Source organism: Longimonas halophila (assembly GCF_002554705.1).
GTDB lineage: Bacteria > Bacteroidota > Rhodothermia > Rhodothermales > Salinibacteraceae > Longimonas > Longimonas halophila.
The window spans coordinates 85,258-105,081 of sequence record NZ_PDEP01000011.1 but is presented as its reverse complement, the minus strand read 5'-3'; the positions used below and the strand labels follow the sequence as shown (position 1 = coordinate 105,081).

General features: G+C 62.8%; 15 protein-coding genes. 10 read left to right on the top strand and 5 right to left on the bottom strand.

The window, feature by feature from the left end; all coding sequences use genetic code 11:
• Positions 1 to 16 precede the first annotated feature (16 nt).
• The 7 genes from CRI93_RS11810 to CRI93_RS11780 all read left to right on the top strand — a co-directional run bounded on the left by CRI93_RS11810 (position 17) and on the right by CRI93_RS11780 (position 9,439).
• Positions 17 to 292 (top strand): metal-sensitive transcriptional regulator, encoded by a 276-nt coding sequence (locus CRI93_RS11810; protein ID WP_245850496.1) that lies wholly within the window; start codon positions 17 to 19, stop codon positions 290 to 292.
• Positions 293 to 294: 2 nt separating this feature from the next.
• A complete protein-coding gene (locus CRI93_RS11805) occupies positions 295 to 516 on the top strand; it encodes a heavy-metal-associated domain-containing protein (protein ID WP_098062843.1) in 222 nt (73 codons plus the stop codon).
• A gap of 50 nt (positions 517 to 566) precedes the next feature.
• Positions 567 to 3,086: a heavy metal translocating P-type ATPase gene (locus CRI93_RS11800; protein WP_098062842.1), complete on the top strand. Its 2,520-nt coding sequence runs from the start codon at positions 567 to 569 to the stop codon at positions 3,084 to 3,086.
• A 320-nt stretch (positions 3,087 to 3,406) separates the two neighbouring features.
• Entirely contained in the window at positions 3,407 to 4,105 is a 699-nt protein-coding gene (locus tag CRI93_RS11795; protein ID WP_176521843.1) for a TIGR04282 family arsenosugar biosynthesis glycosyltransferase, read from the top strand.
• Between the two features lie 220 nt (positions 4,106 to 4,325).
• Positions 4,326 to 7,361 (top strand): TonB-dependent receptor, encoded by a 3,036-nt coding sequence (locus tag CRI93_RS11790; RefSeq protein ID WP_245850495.1) that lies wholly within the window; start codon positions 4,326 to 4,328, stop codon positions 7,359 to 7,361.
• 56 nt (positions 7,362 to 7,417) lie between these two features.
• Complete coding sequence (locus CRI93_RS11785; protein ID WP_098062839.1) at positions 7,418 to 8,224, top strand: phosphorylase family protein; 807 nt, start codon at positions 7,418 to 7,420, stop codon at positions 8,222 to 8,224.
• Positions 8,225 to 8,329: 105 nt separating this feature from the next.
• Positions 8,330 to 9,439, top strand: a complete 1,110-nt coding sequence (locus CRI93_RS11780; RefSeq protein WP_141491689.1) for a phosphotransferase — start codon at positions 8,330 to 8,332, stop codon at positions 9,437 to 9,439.
• A gap of 3 nt (positions 9,440 to 9,442) precedes the next feature.
• Here CRI93_RS11780 and CRI93_RS11775 read toward each other — a convergent pair whose 3' ends face one another.
• From CRI93_RS11775 to CRI93_RS11760, 4 genes are all read right to left on the bottom strand, one after another.
• Positions 9,443 to 10,414: a YheT family hydrolase gene (locus CRI93_RS11775; protein WP_098062837.1), complete on the bottom strand. Its 972-nt coding sequence runs from the start codon at positions 10,412 to 10,414 to the stop codon at positions 9,443 to 9,445.
• Positions 10,415 to 10,444: 30 nt separating this feature from the next.
• A complete protein-coding gene (gene pgeF, locus CRI93_RS11770) occupies positions 10,445 to 11,206 on the bottom strand; it encodes a peptidoglycan editing factor PgeF (RefSeq protein ID WP_098062836.1) in 762 nt (253 codons plus the stop codon).
• 38 nt (positions 11,207 to 11,244) lie between these two features.
• Complete coding sequence (locus CRI93_RS11765; protein ID WP_098062835.1) at positions 11,245 to 12,138, bottom strand: shikimate dehydrogenase; 894 nt, start codon at positions 12,136 to 12,138, stop codon at positions 11,245 to 11,247.
• 107 nt (positions 12,139 to 12,245) lie between these two features.
• A complete protein-coding gene (locus CRI93_RS11760; protein ID WP_098062834.1) occupies positions 12,246 to 12,677 on the bottom strand; it encodes an OsmC family protein in 432 nt (143 codons plus the stop codon).
• 364 nt (positions 12,678 to 13,041) lie between these two features.
• Here CRI93_RS11760 and CRI93_RS11750 point away from each other — a divergent pair, with 364 nt between their 5' ends.
• From CRI93_RS11750 to CRI93_RS11740, 3 genes are all read left to right on the top strand, one after another.
• Complete coding sequence (locus CRI93_RS11750; RefSeq protein WP_176521842.1) at positions 13,042 to 13,503, top strand: hypothetical protein; 462 nt, start codon at positions 13,042 to 13,044, stop codon at positions 13,501 to 13,503.
• Positions 13,504 to 13,652: 149 nt separating this feature from the next.
• Positions 13,653 to 15,470, top strand: coding sequence for a dihydrolipoyl dehydrogenase family protein (locus CRI93_RS11745; RefSeq protein ID WP_245850494.1), 1,818 nt, complete (start codon positions 13,653 to 13,655; stop codon positions 15,468 to 15,470).
• A gap of 121 nt (positions 15,471 to 15,591) precedes the next feature.
• Positions 15,592 to 17,298 (top strand): acyl-CoA dehydrogenase family protein, encoded by a 1,707-nt coding sequence (locus CRI93_RS11740; RefSeq protein ID WP_098062832.1) that lies wholly within the window; start codon positions 15,592 to 15,594, stop codon positions 17,296 to 17,298.
• A 190-nt stretch (positions 17,299 to 17,488) separates the two neighbouring features.
• Here the strand turns inward: CRI93_RS11740 and CRI93_RS11735 are convergent, their stop codons facing one another.
• A complete protein-coding gene (locus CRI93_RS11735; protein WP_098062831.1) occupies positions 17,489 to 19,756 on the bottom strand; it encodes a hypothetical protein in 2,268 nt (755 codons plus the stop codon).
• Positions 19,757 to 19,824 lie beyond the last annotated feature (68 nt).

Below are 19,824 nucleotides of genomic sequence, written 5' to 3'. Positions count from 1 at the left end.
GGACCTGCCTATGCAGATGGACGACGACAAGCGTGAGGCCATTCTTCAGCGCCTGCGCCGCATTGAGGGTCAGGTGCGCGGCCTGCAGCGCATGGTTGAGGACGACCGCTACTGCGGCGACATCCTGAACCAGATTAGCTCGGTGCAGAAGTCGCTGCGTGCTACCGGCAAAGTCATCACGCGCAATCATCTGGAGACGTGCGTCACCGATGCGCTGCGCTCGGGCGATACCGACGCCGCCGAGCGCACCTACGACGAAATCATGGACTTGCTCTACAAACAGATTCAGTAGCTATGGCCACCCAGCCCCTTACCCTGCTTATCGACGGCATGAACTGCAACCACTGCGTGCAGGCCGTCACCGACGCTCTCGCTGACCTTGATGGCGTGGACGTGGGCACCGTCTCTATTGGAGAGGCCCAGATCCATTTTGATGCCGATGATGCGGCCTATGATGCGCTCTTCAGCGCCATCGACGATGCCGGGTTCGACCTCGTATCCGTCGAGGCGCGGTAAGCACGTTGCTGCCCTGCACGCGCTCCCCTCGAATCCACCTGTACCCGCTTATGTCTACGCAAACTGACCTGCACACGATTGAACTACCCGTGCAAGGTATGACCTGTGCCTCGTGCGTGCAGCGGGTAGAAGATGCTCTTGTGGAACTCGACGGCGTACGTGCTGCCGAGGTGAACCTGGCCACGAATCGTGCATCCATTCAGGTGGATGCAGAGGTCCACGCCTCGGAGCTGGTCGAGGCGATCGAATCCGCCGGGTACGAGGTACCCACCACCACCTCCACGCTCACCGTGCAGGGCATGACGTGCGCCACCTGCGTGAGTCGCGTGGCCGACGCGCTCGAAGACGTGGAGGGCGTCGTTGCGGCCGAGGTGAACCTGGCCACCAGCCGCGCCACCGTTACGCATCCCCCCGGAAGCGTAGATGCTGCTGCCCTACGCACGGCGGTCGAAGATGCCGGATACGAGGTGGTGGAGTCGACTGATGGCGAGAGCCGCGCCGAAGCCGAACGCACCATGCGCGAGCAAGAACGCACCTCGCTCAAGCGCCAGTTGATCATAGCGGCATCGGCCACCATCCCGCTGTTCCTGCTCGACATGGGCACCATGTGGATTCCGCCGTTTGAGGCGTGGGTCATGGATCTGGTGTCGGAGCAGGCGCTGCACATTGTGTTCTTTGCACTGGCCTCCATCGTGCAGTTTGGTCCGGGCCTCCGTTTCTACAAGAAAGGTTGGCCCGCACTCAAAGCCGGTGCGCCCGACATGAACACGCTCGTGATGCTCGGTGCCTCAGCCGCGTACGGCTACTCGGTCGTGGCTACGTTTCTGCCGAATGTGCTGCCCGAGGGTACGGCGCATATCTATTTTGAGGCGGCGGCGGTGATCATCACGCTCATCTTAGTTGGTAAATATCTGGAGGCCATTGCCAAGGGCCGCACGAGCGCGGCCATGCAGCAGCTTTTGGAGCTACAGGCCCGCACCGCTCGTGTGGTGCGCAATGGCGTGGAAGAAGAGATTCCGGTGGAAGATGTGATGCCCGGCGACACGGTCGTTGTGCGTCCCGGCGAGAAAATCCCCGTCGACGGCACCATCCTGCGCGGCGCCTCCTACATCGACGAATCCATGATTACTGGCGAGCCCGTGCCCGCCGAGAAGTCCGCAGGCGACGAGGTCGTCGGCGGCACGATCAACAAGACGGGTAGCTTCCGCTTCGAGGCGACTCGCGTGGGCGCGGACACCGTGCTGTCGCAGATCATCGATATGGTCGAGGCCGCACAGGCATCGAAGGTACCCATTCAGGACCTGGCCGACCGCGTGGTGCGCTACTTTGTGCCTGCGGTGATGGCTGTTGCCGCCGTCACGTTTGGCGTGTGGATGCTCGTCGGCCCCGCGCCCGCCCTGTCCATGGCGCTTGTGGCTGCGGTGTCGGTGCTTATCATCGCCTGCCCCTGCGCGATGGGACTGGCCACACCCACCTCCATCATGGTCGGCTCCGGCAAAGGCGCGCAGATGGGCGTGCTCTTCCGCGAAGGCAAAGCCCTGCAGCAGCTCCGCGAGGTACAGACCGTGGCGCTCGACAAAACCGGCACGCTGACTAAAGGCATGCCCGAGCTAACCGACCTCACTACCGACGGCGACGAATCCGATGTGCTGCGTCTGGTTGCCGCGCTGGAGCAGTCCTCCGAGCATCCCATTGCCGAAGCCATTGTGCGCGCTGCGAAAGAGCGCACCCTGTCGCTGCCCGATCCCGAGGATTTCGAGGCCGAGCCGGGGATGGGCGTATCGGGCACGGTTGAAGGCCGCTCTGTGCAGGTCGGCGCCGATCGCTACATGGAGCAGCTGGGGTATTCGCTGGATGCGTGGGCCGACACCGCGTCAACATGGGCCGATGCCGGGAAAACCCCACTCTTCGCCGCGGTGGATGGCCGCGTCGTGGCCGTACTGGCCGTCGCCGACACCATCAAGGATTCCAGCCCCGAAGCCATCCGCGCCCTGCACGACCGCGGGCTGCGCGTTGCCATGATTACCGGCGACAACGAGCACACCGCGCAGGCCATTGCCCGCGAACTCGGCATCGACACCGTCATCGCTGAGGTTATGCCTGACGAAAAAGTCGACGCCATCAAACGGCTGCAGGAAGACGGACCGGTCGCGTTCGTGGGCGACGGCATCAACGACGCGCCCGCGCTGGCGCAGGCAGATGTCGGCATTGCCATTGGCACCGGCACCGACATCGCCATCGAGAGCGCCGACATCATTCTTGTGAGCGGCGATGTGCGGGGCGTAGCTAACGCCTATGCCCTCAGCACCGCCACGCTGCGCAACATCAAGCAGAATCTGTTCTGGGCGTTCATCTACAACACGCTGCTGCTCCCGGTGGCTGCGGGCGCGCTGTATCCGGTGTTTGGCGTGCTTCTGAACCCGATGTTCGCTGCGGGTGCCATGGGCCTGTCGAGCCTCTTCGTGCTGGGCAATGCCCTGCGCCTGCGCGGCTTCACCCCGCCGCTCGACGTGGGCTCCGACGTCGATCTCCCCGATGCCGAGCCGCAGCGGGAGCCTGTGACTGCGTAATGCGGATCCGTTTTCCTGCATGCTGCGGTGGTGGGATCTCATCTACGCAAAGACGCAGGAGCGTCCCTGTCCACACGTCCGACGGGGGACCGTCGGACGCAGGGCATCATCTTTCCAACGAAGTCTGTCATGGTGAGCGGACGGCGACGAAGGAGCCGAGAGTCGAACCATCTCCTCGGGGTTTGGTAACTCCAGATGGAGGTAGGTTATCATCCCCCATGCCCGGCCACCTGTAACGATATCGCTGCGCGGTGTACAGAAGGCATGGCCCTTTGTATTCTGTTGGCTGCCACTGTCTTCTGCCCCCCGCCGCCCCACCTGTGCCTGCGTCCTCAACCGCCATTCTGCTGTTTAGCCACCGCCCCGCACGGGAGTGGTCGAACAAGCAATTTGTGCCGGGCGACTATGCCACAAGCGCGCAGGTAGCGCATACGCTGCACACGCACACCGTGCAGACGGTACACCGAAGCGGCTACCCGGTCATTGAAGTCGATGGCGCGGCGCAGCGTGGCGAGACGTTTGGCGAGCGCCTCACCAACGCCTTTGCCGATGCCTTCGACGCCGGATACGACCGCGTCATTGCTGTGGGTGGCGACTGCCCCACCCTGCACGAGGTCAACTGGAACGCCGTACACACGCGTCTTGGCAGCGGGCAGCCGGTCATTGGGCCCACCCCTGGCGGCGGCACCTACCTCATTGGACTGCACCGCTCCCACTTCAACGCGCAAGCGCTTGCCCACCTGCCGTGGCAATCGCCCCAGCTTGGAGCCGCGCTACAGCACCACCTGCGCAATGCCCATGGCACCGTCGCCGTCCTCACGTCTCGGCGCGACGTAAACACCGTGCGCGATCTGGTAGCACTACTGCGCCAGACGCCGCTCCCCGTCCGCCCACTTGCCAATCGGCTGCGCCGGGTGCTTGGATGGGGCACGCCTTCACTTTGCACCTCTCTTCGCTGGATACACGCCCCGCAGTCTGCGGTGGCGTCGGTACGCGGTCCACCTGCCGCACACGCGTAGCGCAACCCGGCGGATGCCTCGGCCTCCGCCCACGCACAGCCCGTTGCGCTGCCCATCTCTACCGTATTTCCGCCTCCCCGCTATGGAGGTGCACTGCCGTTTTGTATCCTGCACGCCACGTCGTATCCCCATGTTTTCATTGACGCTATCGTCTTTTCGTTGCCCGCGTACCCTGTCTCGAATTGGCTGCCTGGTGGCCTTGCTCTTTTGTGGTTGGGGGATGCACAGCGTTCCCGCCCACGCGCAAACCGGACTCGAAATCCGCGCGCTGCATGCCGACACCGGGGCTCCCGTCTCGGGCGTTACGGTCCGCATCTCGAACGATGATATCGGATTCACCTCCGAGCGTACAACCAACGACGACGGACGCACACGGCTTGCGGGCCTTTCCACCTCGGGTCGCTACGACGTGCGAGCGCCCGAAACCGACACCTACTACGAAGCGGGTGTCACTGGCATCCGGCTTCGGGCCGACCACACGCGCAGCATCACCCTGCTAATGGTGCCGGTCGCCGAATACGAACTCGACGAGGTCGTCGTGTCGGGCGCGAACAACGTGGCCTCCGTGAACCGCGTAAACGCCGAGGTGTCGTCGTCGCTTGCGCCCGAAACCATCGAGAACACGCCCGTGGAGGGGCGCAACTTCACGCAGGTGCTCAAGCGCCTGCCCAACGTAACGCCTGCCACCGGCTTTTTTACGGAGGCGCCCGTCGTGAGCATCAACGGGGCCAACGGACTCTATGCCAATTACCTGATCGACGGCATGGATAACAACGAGAATTTCCTGGGCGGGCCTAAGTTTGAGCTGCCCACAGGCATGATCAAGGACATCACGGTGCTGTCGAGCACCTACTCCGCCGAGTTCGGGCGCACCGGCAACGGCATCTTCAACGTGACGACGAAGTCCGGCGGCAACGACTACACGGGCGAAGCCTTCTACCTGACGCGTCCGGGCCCGCCCCTGGATGCCAGTTCGCCCTTTGCGCAGCGCGACCTGTCGGGCAATGCCGTTAAGAACGGCTTCTCGCGGCAGCAGGGCGGGTTTTCGCTCGGCGGACCGATCGTGCGCGACCAGACCTTCTTCTTCGTCAACGCCGAGCATACCACCGATTTTAAGGACAACCTGCTGAACGTGCCGTCGCTCAACATCAACGAGGCGGTCGATGGGCAGAACCACCTGTCGTATCTCTCGGCGCGGGTCGACCATCGGTGGTCGGAGCGGTGGCGCTCTACGCTGCGAGCCAACGGGCAGCGCGTGCGCATCGACCGGCAGGGCGGCGGGCTAACGGGCGGGGTGCGCTTTGCCTCCGCCGCCGACACGCAGGTCCGCGACGGCTGGCACGTGGCGCTCGCCAACACCTACACGGGCAATCGGTGGCTCTACGAATCTAACCTGCAGTATAGCGGATTCAACTGGGACTTCGCGCAGCCCGAAAATCCGGATGCACCGCAGGTCACCATGCTCGCACCCGACGGCAGCACCACGCTGGGCATCTTGGGGCATCCTGGCTTCCGCTTCGACGAGACCGAGCGCACCGTGCAGCTTCAGCAGAAGGTGCGCTACAGCGGATCGGGGCATGAGCTGCTTGCAGGCGTCGATGTGCTGCGGGCGGACTTCTCGCTCGCGGGCGGCGGCAATCCGAATGGCAACTACACCGTGCGTCTGTCGGATGCACAGGTCCAGGCCCTCCGCAACCGGCAGCCGGGTCAAACCCTGCAGCCCGAGGCGCTAAGCGAGCTTCCCGGTGCAGTCGAGGTGCTTAACTACGGCGTAGAGACGCGGCCCGCCACGTTCGGTACCGATCAGGTGCTCATTGGCGCCTACCTCGAAGACCAGTTTTCGCCGCTGTCGGATCTGAACGTAACCGCCGGGCTGCGCTGGGATTACGACAGCCTCTCGAAAGGCGGCGCGGATGCGGGCGACTTCACGAACATCGCGCCGCGCCTGAGTCTGAACTATTCGCTGGGCGCGCGCACCGCGCTCCGAGGCGGATACGGCATGTTCTACGACAAGATCGTGTACTCCGTCTACAGCGATGCACTTCAGTTTAGCTCCACCGCCCCCGGCTTTCGCAGCCAACTGCAATCGCTGATCGACCAGGGCCGCTTACCCGAAGATACCAACATCAACCGCGTTACGAATCGCGGTAATCTGACGGCCAACGCGCCGAACCCCGGTGCTGTGCCGTTTCTGGACGGACCCACGCCCGACGAGTTGGCCGACGAACGCGCATCCATTTTTAGCAACGAGCTGCGCATCCTGAATCCAAACGGATACGACAACCCGCTCACGCATCAGTTTTCGGTGGGCGTGCAGCGCGAGGTGGACGCGAACACGCTGCTCTACGTAGACCTGATTCACACGCGCTCGCTGAACCAGTTTCGGCTGCGCGACCTAAATGCGCCGGATCCGTTCTCGATTGATCCGGAGGAGGTTGAAGCTGCGCAATCCGACCCAAACCGCGACCCGTCGGACCTGGTGCGCACGCAATTCGAGGCCGACCAGACGCGCCCGACCGACATTTTCGAGCGGGATGCGGCGGGGAATATTCGCACCGACGCCGACGGCAATCCGCAGTTTAAGGAGGGCGTGGCCCGCCAGATTGTGATGACCGAAACCGCTGGCGAGGCGCGTTACTGGGCGGCGAACGTGAACCTGGTGAAGGAGCGCGGCCAAGACGATTTTGCATACCGGCTCTCGTACACCCTCTCGCGGCTACGCAACAACACCGACGACATCAACTTTCGGGCTGAGGATGCGAACGACTTCGAGGATGAGTGGGGCCCTTCCGTGAACGACCGCACGCACGTCATTAGCAGCGTGCTGTCGTACTTTCCGGCGGATCGACTGCGCCTTACGCTGGCGAGTCTCTTGCAGAGCGGGCAGCCCATCAACCGCGTGCCGAGCGCCGAGGTCTTTGGCACCACTGACCTAAACGGCGATGGACGGGCGTTTTCGAATGCGTACCTGGGCAACAGCGACCGCTATCCGGGCGAGTCGCGCAACAGCGACCGCCTGCCGTGGTCGACCACCTTCGACGTCAGCGTGCAGTACGCCCTGCCCCTTGCCGACGGACGTCTCATTGCGCGCGCCGACATCTTCAATGTGCTGAATGCCGAGAACCTGAGCGGCTTTGCCAACAATGCCACGCAGAGCAACCAGATCCAGACCGGCCCGTCAAGCTCGCGCCGGTTTGTACAGCGCAACGCTGGACCGCCGCGCCAATTCCAGTTCGGTCTGCGGTACGCGTTTTAGTGGATGCGATACGCTCTGCCCATCCGCCCATTCCTCTGCATCCCCCCAACGCCCTTATGTCCGCCGTAGCCGCCATTTTAGGAAGCGCCTTCCACACCCTCACCGGATCGCTCGACCTGACCCGCGTTGAGGTGGATACGCCGTGGGGCATGCAGCCCCTGCATCGGGTGACAGATGCCGAGCGGCCTGCCTACGTGCTGTTTCGGCACGACGTACCGCACCGGCTTCTGCCCAACCAGATCAACTACCGGGCGCAAGCTGCGGCGCTGCGCGAGGTGGACTGCGGCGCGCTTCTCGTGACGAGCTCCGTGGGCGTCTTGGATGCCAACGTGCCGCTGTACACGCCGCTGCTCGTGCGCGATCTGATTATGCCCGACAACCGCCTCCCCGACGGCTCCACCTGCACCATGTTCGAGGAACCCACTGCCGACCACGGCCACCTGGTGCTCGATGACGGGCTCTTCGCATCCGCCCTTAACACGCAGCTTCGTTCGCTCGCGCACACCGTAGATGCCCCGATTGCTGATGCGGAGGTCGTCTTTGCCTATGTGGGCGGACCGCGCGGCAAAACCGCTGCCGAAAACCGGATGTGGCCGCGGCTGGGCGCGCAGGTCAACTCCATGACCCTGGCGCCCGAGGTGGTGCTGGCCAACGAACTGGAGATTCCGTGCGCCGCGCTCGTAGTCGGGCACAAGTACTCGCTCCCCGATCGCGATCCGCCCGAAGACCGGGCTGCCCTCGCCGACACGCTTGACCGCTCGCGCACCGAGCAGGAGCAGATCGTTCGGCGCTTTTTGCACGAGGGCCAGCCGGTGCCATTTGGGAATCGCATCTTTCGATTCAACGACGACACGGACACATGACCGCAGCCTCCCTGCGTCCAACGGTCCCCCGTTGGACGTGCACACAGGCGCTCCTGCGCCCACAAAACGCACAACGGTTCTCCTCTAACTTCATCATCAAGCGCTGTGGCTTCTGTCCCCGAATCCCCGGTATCCGAAAACACTGTTGCTCAGCACGTCGAGGCCGCGTATCCCGCATTCACCGCAACCGGAGCGCCGGTACGCATGCAAGGCGGCACGCTGAACAAGGTGTGGCGCGTGCCCGGCACGCCTGCGTCGGTCATTGCCAAGTACGCGCCGCCTCACATTGCCAGCGCGCCCGAGGTACCGCTCGATCCGGAGCGGCTGCATGTGTCCGCTCGCTGCCTTGCGCTGTTTGCCCCCGGCGCATCGCTTGCCGAGTTGGCCACGTCCGCGTGTCGCCCGCCGAAGCGACTCGGGTGGGATGCGGAAACCCCGCTTCTGGTCATGGAGGATCTGGGTGACCTCCCCGATCTGGGCACCTGGCTGCACGGTGTGCCTCCCACCAGCAAAGCAGCTGACGCCGGGGCGTGGCTCGGCACGTTCATCGGGCAACTCCACGCCCGCACCTACGGCGATGACGCACTCGCCGAGACGGTGGCGAATCCCGCGATGCAGGAAACGCGCCACGCCGTGCAGTACAGTCAGGTCGGTGCCTTTCTGGAGGCTGCCGGCGTTGCCGATGCCGAGGCGCTGGGGCAACGCGCGACGGCATTGGGGGAGCGCTTCCTGCAGCCCGGACGCTGCATGATCATGGGCGACCTGTGGCCGCGGTCGGTGCTTGTGGATACAGGGTCTGAGGATACGATGGAGGTGCGTCTCATCGACTGGGAGCTGGCGCACTACGGGCATCCGGCGCAGGATCTCGGGCATATTGCCGCCCACTGCTGGATGCTCGCGCACCGCGCGCCCTCGCACATCGCCGAGCACGTGGCCCATGCCTGCTTCCGCCAGTTCCTGGCTCGATACCGGGGAGCAGTGCGGGGGGAACGCCCCGAAGCGGTCGATTCGTTCTGCGGTTCCGAGGTGCGCCGCACCGCTGCGCTGCACATGGGATGCGAAATCCTGGCGCGCACCACCGGCGCGTTTCAAGACGGCTACCTGTACGACGGACTCGCCCCCACGCATCCCGCCATGCAGCGCGCCGTCTCCGAAGCCGCTCGCCACCTGCGCACGCCCGAAGAGGTGGATACGTTTGCGCCGTGGGCGGGGTGAAGGCTATGCCAGACTGCGCAAGAAGGCGGCAGCGCGCATTTCGGACCAGTACAGACCGGAGTCAGAACAGGCCATAAAGCCAACGTGCCCCCCGCTGTCGGGCACTTCAAGGTGAAAGTGCGGGTGGTCTTGCGCCTCTACAAACGGATAGCTCGATGCAGGCAAAAAGGGATCGTTGGCGGCATTAACAAGCAGCGTAGGCCGCTCGATGCGTGGCAAGAACGGCTTGCTACTGGCTTTGCGGTAGTACGTGGCTGCGTCGCCGAATCCGTTGAGCGGGGCGGTGTAGGCATCGTCGAAGGCCACCAACGAGCGGATCTCGCCAAGCGGGGCCGTTGAAATCGCGTTGGGGTGCTGCACCGCTTTCCGGCGGATGGTCTGGCGCAGCTTGCGCAGAAAGTAGAACGCATAGTGCGCGTTCGTCCACGTGTCAATGCGATGCGCGGAAGGCCCCAGGTCAACCGGTGTTGAAAACGCCACGCCTCCTTGAACGGCTGCCGGCACCGTTACGCCGCGTTCGCCCAAATACTTGAGCGTGAGGTTGCCGCCCAGGCTAAACCCTACGAGTGCAATGGTGTCGTAGCCTTTCGACTGCACATGTGCAACCACTGTGGCCAGATCCTCCGTCTTTCCGCTGTGATAGGTGGGCACGGTCCGGTTGGGCTCGGAGCCGCAGCCCCGCAGATTCCATGCCAGCACATCCCACCCGTCGTGGCGCAGCGCACGGGCCATGCCACACATGTAGGCACGATGGATGTCGCCCTCCAGGCCGTGCGTCAGGATTGCGGCGCCCCGCGCAGGTGTCTTCACAGCTGGTGCCCACGCCGCCTCCAGGACGTCGCCATCGGGGGTGTCGATGTGCTCAGAGCGGGTGTACGGGGCGTCTACCGACCGCAGCAGACTCGGCATCACCGTTTGCAGATGTCCGCCGGCAAGTCCAGCAGGGGGGCGGTAGGTCGACGTGAGAATCGCCATGGGGGGGACGTTGGCAATTGGGGTTAGCAATTAGGAAGACGTGGAGGGCGCATTGCGGAGACCGACAACGCCCATCATGCGTCCGGTGGGCGAGCCATCGGCCCGATAGGAGTAGAAGTCGCGCGAGGTGGCCGTGCACTGCGGCGCAATATCGACCTGATCGCCGGGCACGCCTTGCTCCTGCAACTGGCGATACAGGGCCTGCTTGAGATCAACATGTGGGCGCTCGCCAAGCGACGTATCCACCACCGCATCGTCGAACTGCGCGGCCACTTCGGAGCCCACCTCGAACGCCTCCACGCCAATGCATGGGCTGATGTACGCGCGGATACAAGCGGGCTCGGCTCCATGCTTTTGCATCACACGAATTGTGTGGGGCACTACTTGCGCCACGGTGCCGCGCCAGCCTGCATGACACGCCCCCACCACCCCGGCGTCAATATCAGCCAGCAGCACCGCCGCGCAGTCGGCTGTCACGACCGCCAGGTAGAGATCGGGCGTTGTGGTAACGAGGGCATCGCAGTGGGGCGTGTGATCGGGCGTATCTACAGCGACGACGGTGTTGCCGTGCACCTGTCCGGCCGTAGCCAGACGGTTGGAGGCAATGCCGAGGGCCTCGCACATGCGATACCGGTTTTCGGCCACGCGCTCAGGGGCATCTCCCACCTGCGTACCCACGTTTAGCGAGGCGTAGGGCGGGGTACTCACCCCACCATGGCGGGTCGAAAACCCAGCCACAAGTCCCTCATGCTGGTTCATACGGAGACGCAGTACCGGAGCGCGATACGACATGGAAGAATACGGGCAGATGAGAGGACGGCGATCAACCGCTACGACGCAATTGCCAGTCGAGAGGCGACTTCTTCCCGTACAACGGAGGTGGGCATGGGGCGATCCGTCCACATTTCGTAGGAGGAAGCGGCCTGTCCAATAAGCATGGCGAGGCCATCTTGCGTGTCGGCCCCACGGGATGCAGCCTCACGCAACAGCCGGGTGGGACGCGGCGTGTAGACCAGATCGTAGATGAGCTGGCCGGGCGCAAAGCACTCCGTATTGGGCCAGGGCGTAGCGTCGGTGTTGGGGGCCATGCCCACAGGCGTTGCGTTTACGACAAGGCGGCTACTCCGCACAGCAGCGGTGGCATCGTCGAGGACACAGGCGGTGAGGGTGGCCTCGGGATCTACGTGCGGAGTTAGCGCATCCACAAGCGCCTGTGCCTGCTTCGGACGCCGTGCCGCTACCGTCAGGGGCGCCGGGGCGTAGGAGGTGCCCAGCGCATATGCTGCTGCACGGGCCGCGCCCCCCGCGCCCAGTATGGTCATGGGCTGACCATGCAGGTCCGACCGGCTGCGCAGCGGAGCCAGAAAGCCTTCAACATCGGTGTTGTCGCCATGCAAGGTACGGGTGCCGTTGTTCGAGCGCGCAACCACCGTGTTGACCGCTCCAAGCGCTTCCGCCTGTGAACTCACGCTGTCAAGCAACGGCACGATGCGCTCTTTGTGCGGAATGGTCACGTTTGCCCCCAGAAGACGCAACGCACGCATTCCCCGAACGGCATCAGCCAAGTCGTCCCGTTTGACCTGTGTGGCTGCATACACGGCGTTGATGTTGTGCGTGGCGAAGGCGGTGTTGTGAATGCACGGCGACAGCGAGTGCTCAACCGGATCACCCAGAAGGAGCACGATGCGTGTGGAGGCATCCAGCGACGTAGAGCGCGTAGACATGGGGTGGTGACAGATGTAGCAAGCGAGCGGAATCAGATTGGGCAGCGCCAAGGCAGGCCCCGTGCCAACAGCCTGCTAACCCGCAGGCTGCTCGTACACAATGCCGGCTATGACATCTCCAGTGCGCCTTCGTACGTGTCTTCGTTCAAGGTGAACGCATATGTGATGGTAGCCGTTTGGTCTACCATGTTCGAGACCGAGCAGTAAGTATCCAGGCTCAGGTCAATAGCGCGGCGCACCTTGGCAGGGTCGGCGTCGCCCGTGAGGGTGTAGTGCACGTGGATATCGGTAAATACGCGCGGGTGATCCTCAGCGCGTTCGGCATCCACCTGTACCGCAAACGAGTCGACCGGCTGGCGCTGCTTCTCCAGAATCATGAGGATGTCAATGCTGCTACATCCGCCCACAGCCATCGCAGTCATCTCCATCGGGCTAACGCCGTCTTGGTCGGCTTTCGAGGCAATGGTGAGGCGGTCGCCAGAGTCGTTGGTCCCTTCAAATTGAATGGCATTGTTGATGCGTTCAAGCTGCACAGTCATGGTAAAAACGACATTGGTGAAAAAAGCAGTGGAGCCGTATCGTGTTGATCGCAACATTGGGAATGTATGCGTCCATTGCCATGTGTAACGCGGAGGCCACACACACAGTTTTGATGGCTTGCAAGCATTCATTTTGCAGCAGCTTGCATGAAGAGTCCACAAATCTATGACGAGAAGATGGATTTGATTGCAAAAGACAGGCGACTCATGCACACATATCCCCACATACTGGAACACGATATGACCCTTCTGATGTTATTTCCACGAACATGTTCTGCTCCCAACCGGGTCATGCTTGCCACCGTCCTTCCCCACGCCGCAGCCGCCACGTTGCGGACCGGGCGCACAAGCAGCCCCCTCCTGCATGGTTGACTTCTGGATGCTGGTATCCGACTGGTTCATGGGTCTGGGCCATACGTACGGCGTTGATCCCATAATCTTCGGCAGCATTTACGTAGCTACGATCCCTTTCTTTTGGGGATCAGTCGCATGGATCGTGCGCAACGCCCGCTGCGGTCGATCAATTACGCTACCCGCCTCCTCTACATGCTTTTTCATGGTGGCGGCCTACATCTATCCCTTCTGGGTCGGCGAAAACCTGCCGATGTGGACCTACCTGGTCGTAGGAGGATGCATTGCGTATTGCGGCATCACCACGCTGCGCAAGGTGCGGCTGGCCGCGCGCGCTTCGAAGTGCGCCAGTGCACTCACCACGTCGTCAACAACCGACGATTCTACGCCGCATCGTTCCTCGCTGCAGGTGGCTCCGTCCAAGGCTTCCTCGCGTAGACCCGTCTCTGCAAGGCGAGCCGCTCACACCGCGTAACCGCATATCTACCATGTCGCGCCAGGCTCGTTATTACGCGCTGCAGGTCCGCGCTGTAACAACAGCATGACGGATGGCACCCATCAAGCAGTCCGTCGTCATGCACAGGAGGCACGCTGTGCACCTGTTCATCCAACAGCAACAATGCAATGGCAGAGCTTTGGGCGTCCGTCGTCAACTGGTTTATGGGACTCGGCGCTGAATATGGCGTCGATCCGATTATTTTCGGCAGTATTTACGTAGGAGCTATCCCGTTCTTTTCGGCATCGGTGGCGTGGCTGGTGCGTAACCTGCGGAGCGGTCGCTCGGCGGGGCCTCCAATGCTCTCGGCATCGTTTTTTGCCCTATCTGCCTACCTGTATCTGTTCTGGGTGGGCGAAAACCTTCCGCTCTGGGTCTACGCCGCAGTCGCCCTGCTGCTTGCGTATGGCATATTTGCATCCGTGCAAAGCATGCGCAAGCAAGTCTCAATTTCAGCGCCCCCGGTTGATGAAGACAACCAGTTCGACGTAATCGTCATTGGTGGAGGCGCAGGCGGGCTCACGGCAGCGGGCGTGGCTACGAACATCGGTGCCGATACGTTAATGATTGAGAAGTCCAAGCTCGGGGGCGACTGCACCTGGTACGGGTGCATCCCCAGCAAGGCGCTGCTCAAGAGTGCCAAGGTCGCTCACACCGTACAGCACGCCGACGCATACGGCGTGGACGCGCCCAACGCCTCCGTCGATTTTGCCGCGGTGATGGAGCGTGTTCGCACGCTGCGCCAAGACGTGTACGAAGAAGCCGACGCCCCAGAGATCTTCGAGGAGATGGGGATCGAGGTGGCCCACGGCACGGCCCATTTTGTGGATGACCACACGGTAGCTATCGATACGGAGGACGGCACGCGCCATGTGCGCGGCGACCGCATTGTCATTGCCACCGGCGCCCGCGCCGTCACGCCGCCTATTGAAGGGCTGGACGACGTGCCATATCTGACTAACCACTCGCTGTTCGAACTCGACGAGCAGCCCGCTCGCCTCGCCATCATTGGAGCGGGCCCCATCGGCATCGAGATGGCGCAGGCGTTTACGCGGCTCGGCTCTGCAGTGACGGTCGTCGAGATGGGCGACCGCATCCTGCAAAACGACCACCCCGACCTCACCCGCATGCTACGCTCCCGGCTGGAAGACGAGGGCGTGCGCTTCGTATTGGAGGCCCGCGTGGAGCGCGTAGCGTCTTCGGACAACGGAAGCATTCGCATCCATGCCGTGCAGGACGATGCGGAGCACACCATCGCTGCCGATGACGTCCTCCTCGCCACCGGGCGTGTGCCCAATGTGGAGGGATTGAACCTGGAGGCGGCAGGCGTTGAGTATGCCCGCAACGGCATTCCCGTCGACGATTCGGGGCGCACCAACCAATGCCACATCATGGCCGTGGGCGACGTGACGGGGCGCTACCAGTTTACGCATATGAGCGAGCACATGGCCAAAACCGCCATGACCAAAGCGCTGCTCAAAGTGCCCATGAGCTTCGACACCGCGCATGTCCCCTGGGTCACCTACACCGATCCCGAACTGGCGCATGTAGGCGCTACCGAGGCCGAGCTGGAGGCCAACGGCACCTCGTTCGCCACCTATCGCTTCCCCTATTCCAAGGTAGACCGGGCCATCACCGATGGCGACACGCTGGGCGAAATCCGCGTATACGCCACCGCCTGGAACGGTAAAATCTTAGGAGCCAGCATTCTGGGAGCTCGTGCAGGCGAGCTCATCAGCGAGCTTGCGCTGGCTATGCGCAACGGCGTAACGCTTCGGGCCCTTTCCGATACCATTCATCCCTATCCGTCGTACGGGCTGGCAGTACGTCGCGTGGCCGACCAGTGGTACGCCCAGAAGCAGTCGGCCCGCGTCACACGGTGGGTGCAGCGGCTGTTTGGATACAGTGGGCCCGTCATTGAGCCCGACGCCGATCGCATCGTGTAGCGAAACAACCTGGGCGCTCACGTACAGATCACGTCAACGCGGCGTCCAAAGCAAGAAGTCGACACAGGTTCTACGACCGGACTTCGCATCGCCTCCTCTCTAATTTGCTTTATATTGTGTTATGGATCGCACCACGCTCACTGCGCCAGCACTCGACAATCAACTGGCGGCCGACCGCATGCTCCGCAATGCGTTGGCGCATCACCTCCCCGAATCGATTTTTGAGCCGGTACATGAGCAGCTCCACGAGGAGGGCGCTCGCCAACAGCGCCGTTACGAGGCAGAAATCCCCGATGAAAGCGGAAGCGTGCACGTTGAAGATGTCTGGGGAGCCCCTGCACCGCACACCACCGTGCCCAATTCGTGGCATCGCGCCCGGCGTTCGCTCGTGCAGCACGGACTGCTAAAGATGGCGCAGGCCCAGCCCCACGGTGTTCACAGCCGCCTGGTGCAGATGGCCCTGATGCATATAGCAGCACCAGAGGCCCCCGGACTGGCCCCGCTTATAGCAACGACCGATGTGGCTGTGCATGCCCTCATGCGCACTGGGACCGCCGACCATCTGGAGCGCCTCATCCCACGCCTGACCAGTACCGACCCTGACTCTGCATGGCTCTGCGACCTCTGGGGCACCAGCCACATGCTCTCATCTCCTGATGCCGAACTACGAGCCGAGCCCGCTGATGATACGACGTGGCAGTTGCACGGGCGCGTGTGCACCCACAGCGCCACCTATCCTGATGCCGCTCTCGTCGTAGCCCGCGATGCCGACGACACACGCCACCTCTTTCTGCTGGAGGCCCCCGCCGATACCGCCGGCCTCCACATCGACGCACCAGTGCCCTCAGCCGCCTTCCCCAATGCTCCCACGGCTACGCTCCGTCTCAATGGCGTGCACGTTGAACACCTCACTGCCGATGTAGGGCGCCGTGGACCGGCTCCGTTCCTGCAGTACATATGGGATGCGGTGCTCACAGTGAGCCAGATGCGGCGCACGCTGGCCCTGGCGCGGGGAGCCGCCGAAACATGGCATCTGCAGGAACAGGAAATGGCGTACAATGCGCTGATCCAGGAAACGCTTGCGGATATGCAGGCCCGCTACGAATCGGCCTTCAACCTAACGTATCGATGCGTGCGCGCTCTCGGAAAGATGGAAGCCGAAGACGATGCCGACACCGAGGCCCTGGTGCGCTTGCTGGCTCCACTCGCCAAACATCATACGCTACAGCAAGCCAGCGAGACGGCCACGCGCGCCTTGCACGTATGGGGCCGCCCGGCGCTGCGCTCACGCACGCGCCTGCCCGAGGTGCTGGATCGGCTTCGCGCGTCGGCTGCGTCGAATGGCACGCCACACGACCTGGCTCTGCACCTGCTGCATGTCATCGAGCACCACCAGCAGTTTGGACGGTTACGAGACGACTTCAAGGCCACGCTACATGGTACCTCCGTCGAAACGCTGCTCCCTGCAATGAAGGCTGCCGTGCTTGCCTTCCGCGATGCCAATGAATGGATCAAGTCCGCACGCGACGAAGGCGGCGAAATCCTGGAAGCCGGGGCCGGGCGGTTTACGCGTACTGTAGGCAATGCGCTTTCGGTCGCACTCATGATCGAGCATGCCGGATGGGCCCTGCGCACACAGCAAGACGGACGCCCCGCAGCAGCTGTGGAACGGTTTGCAACCACTGCCCTCAGCCACATCAGCAATCTCGATCCGCACGACGCGTACGTGCTTACATGGGACTTCAACTGCCCCACGCTTTTCGATTGCCATTCCGGCACCGCGGGCGATGCCTCCGTCGATGCCGTCGAATCTATCCTGAATAGATAATAACGGGGCACCATCTCCCTTTGGGTGAATCGCTTTTAGCCCAAACGCGACCTTAGTACAGCACAAACAAACCACGCCCCATGCATCCGGCCAGGCTCTGTTGAGGAGCCAAGACAGGTGCACGGGGCGTGCGAGGTACGTCCCCATCCCCTCGGCTATAAAAGCGCAAGGGGGATATGAGGCATTCGCTCTACAACGGAATCCGATAGCCGAACAGCAGGCGGTTGGTTCCGAACAGGTTGAATGTGCTGTATTCGGTAAAGAGCGCGCCACGTCCCAGCGGATACTCAGTACCGATGAACACATTCACAACCGGACTGAGGCGCAGCGCACGTGCACTGGCCAGGCCAAGTCCCAGACCGCCGTACGGTTCGAGCGGCTGCCCGGTCCGCTCTTGCACAAAGCCGCTGCCAAACGAGTAGGCCGCGTTGGCTGTAAGCGAGAGCGAGGTCGTGCTGGGGCTGGACGCCAGTGCAATTTCCGGCATCAGGCGAAAGTTCGACGACGGCAGCGTACGGTAGTCAGCGCGTATGCCCACCTGGTACTGGGTAGGACCGTTGCCAGCGCGAAAGCCTGTAATAGGCATGATGCTGGTAAGCGGGCGGCCCACAAACGACCGGTAGAAGGCCTGCGTTTGTACCGGGTCACTGGACGTAGTAGAGGTAGCAGGGGCATCAGCACGCTCGCGAGCGCGTTCAAGCTCCTCGCGTTGGCGACGCATTTCGCGACGCATTTCCTCAAGTTGAGCACGCAGTTCGGCAACGCGGGCATCCGTTTGGGGCGTATCCGGTTGTTGGGCAACCGGGCGCTCGCGCTCCTCGCGGGCGTCGGCCTCCCGTTCCTGATCACGCAGTTCACGCAGCGCTTGCTGCACCGTGCGTTCCACATCAGCATCCGTGAGGGGAACGTCGGCGTTGGCATCAGTCTGTTCGCGCAGCGCGTCACGGATCGCCTCGCTGATGGTGTCGGCGCTTACGTCGGACGTTGCCGGCTGCTCGCCAGGTTCGAGGCGTCGCACCTCAGGGGCCCCCTCGCCAAATCGGATGTACACGGACCCGACTTCGGGTACTGGCACAGTCATGGACTCGCCCGAGAGGTTCGACCGGGCCGGAGCCGAGGCGTTTGGCATTTGCTGCAGGGTGTCGCGCTGTACCGAATCGCGCGCGGCCATCATAGACTGCTCCAGCCGCTCCAGCCGCTCAATGCGGTCCTGTAGCTGGCGCTCTTGCACGCGCTGCTCCAGCGAGTCGAGGCGGGCGGCCAGGCGTTCAGATTCGGTGCGTGCGTCCGCTTGCGGAACGGGCTGTTCCTCTGCGACAGGGGCTGAGGGCGCGCGACGATCACTACCGCCCCCAAGTCCGAATGAGACCCCGACGGTATACATCAGGTTAGCCTGGATATCGGTGTTGTCGCTTCGGGTTGGATCTTGGGAGCTGGCAAATACTGATCGCACGGTGCCCGTAATTCCGAACGTATCCCCAATGGGTACGTCGAGGCCCACACCGCTTGTAGCAAAGAAGCGGTCCTCGGGGAGAGCAGTGTTCGGGGGGAGGGCGTCGTCATAGTCAGCGAGCACGTCAAGGTAGCCGCCCCCCAGAATGATGTACGGCGAGATGCGTGCGTCGCGGTTGGGGGGCTGCGGGATGAGGCGCGCCCGCGCCTCGCCGCCGTACATCTGGATCCCCTCAAACGGCCCTGTCACGTCCTCGAAAAGGTCGGTGCCGGACGCTCCGCGTGCGTAAAAGCCGTGGACGCTAAGCACCGACCCCAGGCGCACACCCGCATTCACACCACGCAGGGTCTGGTCTTTGGGCATACCGAGCTCGTCAGCCCACTCTACGCGCCCCACAAACGGATCCAACGAAAGGCGTACGCCTCGTAGTCCGCCGCTAAACTGCTCACGCACCGAGGCGTCGATGTTGGTACGCTGATCGAGAGGACGCCCTCCTAAGAAGAGCGTAACGCCAGCGCGTAGCGAGGGCGTAAACACGGTTTCTTCATCGGTTGTCACGCCACTATCGCTGCTCAAGAAGGCAATAGCGGGGTTGTAGCGATAGCCCATGAGCGATCCGCCGACGGACAAGCGGTAGCGGTTCTGAACGTATGTAACGCCTGCGCCGCCCGAGGTGTAGAGCGTGCGATACGTCTCGACGCCGTCCGTATCGAACTGCATAACCCCCGTGCCCATGCTCAGGTACGGAATGAGCCCTTCGGTACGCAGGTTGGCCTGCAAGCGAGCCCCATAGCGCAGCAATTCGACATCGCGGTCGAGCGGGGCCAGCTGGTCGAGCTGGCTGAAGTCGGTTTGAAAGTTGGGTCCGTAGACCGCCTCAGCCCCAATTTCAAGATATTGGCCAAGATTGATACCCACTTCGCCGCCGTAGAGCAGCTCCGAGCGCAGTCCGGATTCGTTTTCGCCCTGGAACCACTCAACAGTAGGAGAAAAGGTATAGCCCACGCTGCGCTCTTGTGCATGGACCGGGGTATTAGATAAGGACAGCGACAGACCTGCTGCTAAAGTCAAGA

Bases quoted from the DNA above. Each gene is read 5' to 3' on its own strand.
- CRI93_RS11760 (WP_098062834.1), bottom strand. From the start codon at position 12,677: ATGACTGTGCAGCTTGAACGCATCAACAATGCCATTCAATTTGAAGGG.
- CRI93_RS11745 (WP_245850494.1), top strand. From the start codon at position 13,653: ATGGCAGAGCTTTGGGCGTCCGTCGTCAACTGGTTTATGGGACTCGGC.
- CRI93_RS11800 (WP_098062842.1), top strand. From the start codon at position 567: ATGTCTACGCAAACTGACCTGCACACGATTGAACTACCCGTGCAAGGT.
- CRI93_RS11790 (WP_245850495.1), top strand. From the start codon at position 4,326: ATGCACAGCGTTCCCGCCCACGCGCAAACCGGACTCGAAATCCGCGCG.
- CRI93_RS11805 (WP_098062843.1), top strand. From the start codon at position 295: ATGGCCACCCAGCCCCTTACCCTGCTTATCGACGGCATGAACTGCAAC.
- CRI93_RS11750 (WP_176521842.1), top strand. From the start codon at position 13,042: ATGGTTGACTTCTGGATGCTGGTATCCGACTGGTTCATGGGTCTGGGC.
- CRI93_RS11765 (WP_098062835.1), bottom strand. From the start codon at position 12,138: ATGTCTACGCGCTCTACGTCGCTGGATGCCTCCACACGCATCGTGCTC.
- CRI93_RS11740 (WP_098062832.1), top strand. From the start codon at position 15,592: ATGGATCGCACCACGCTCACTGCGCCAGCACTCGACAATCAACTGGCG.
- CRI93_RS11810 (WP_245850496.1), top strand. From the start codon at position 17: ATGGACGACGACAAGCGTGAGGCCATTCTTCAGCGCCTGCGCCGCATT.
- CRI93_RS11785 (WP_098062839.1), top strand. From the start codon at position 7,418: ATGTCCGCCGTAGCCGCCATTTTAGGAAGCGCCTTCCACACCCTCACC.
- pgeF (WP_098062836.1), bottom strand. From the start codon at position 11,206: ATGTCGTATCGCGCTCCGGTACTGCGTCTCCGTATGAACCAGCATGAG.
- CRI93_RS11775 (WP_098062837.1), bottom strand. From the start codon at position 10,414: ATGGCGATTCTCACGTCGACCTACCGCCCCCCTGCTGGACTTGCCGGC.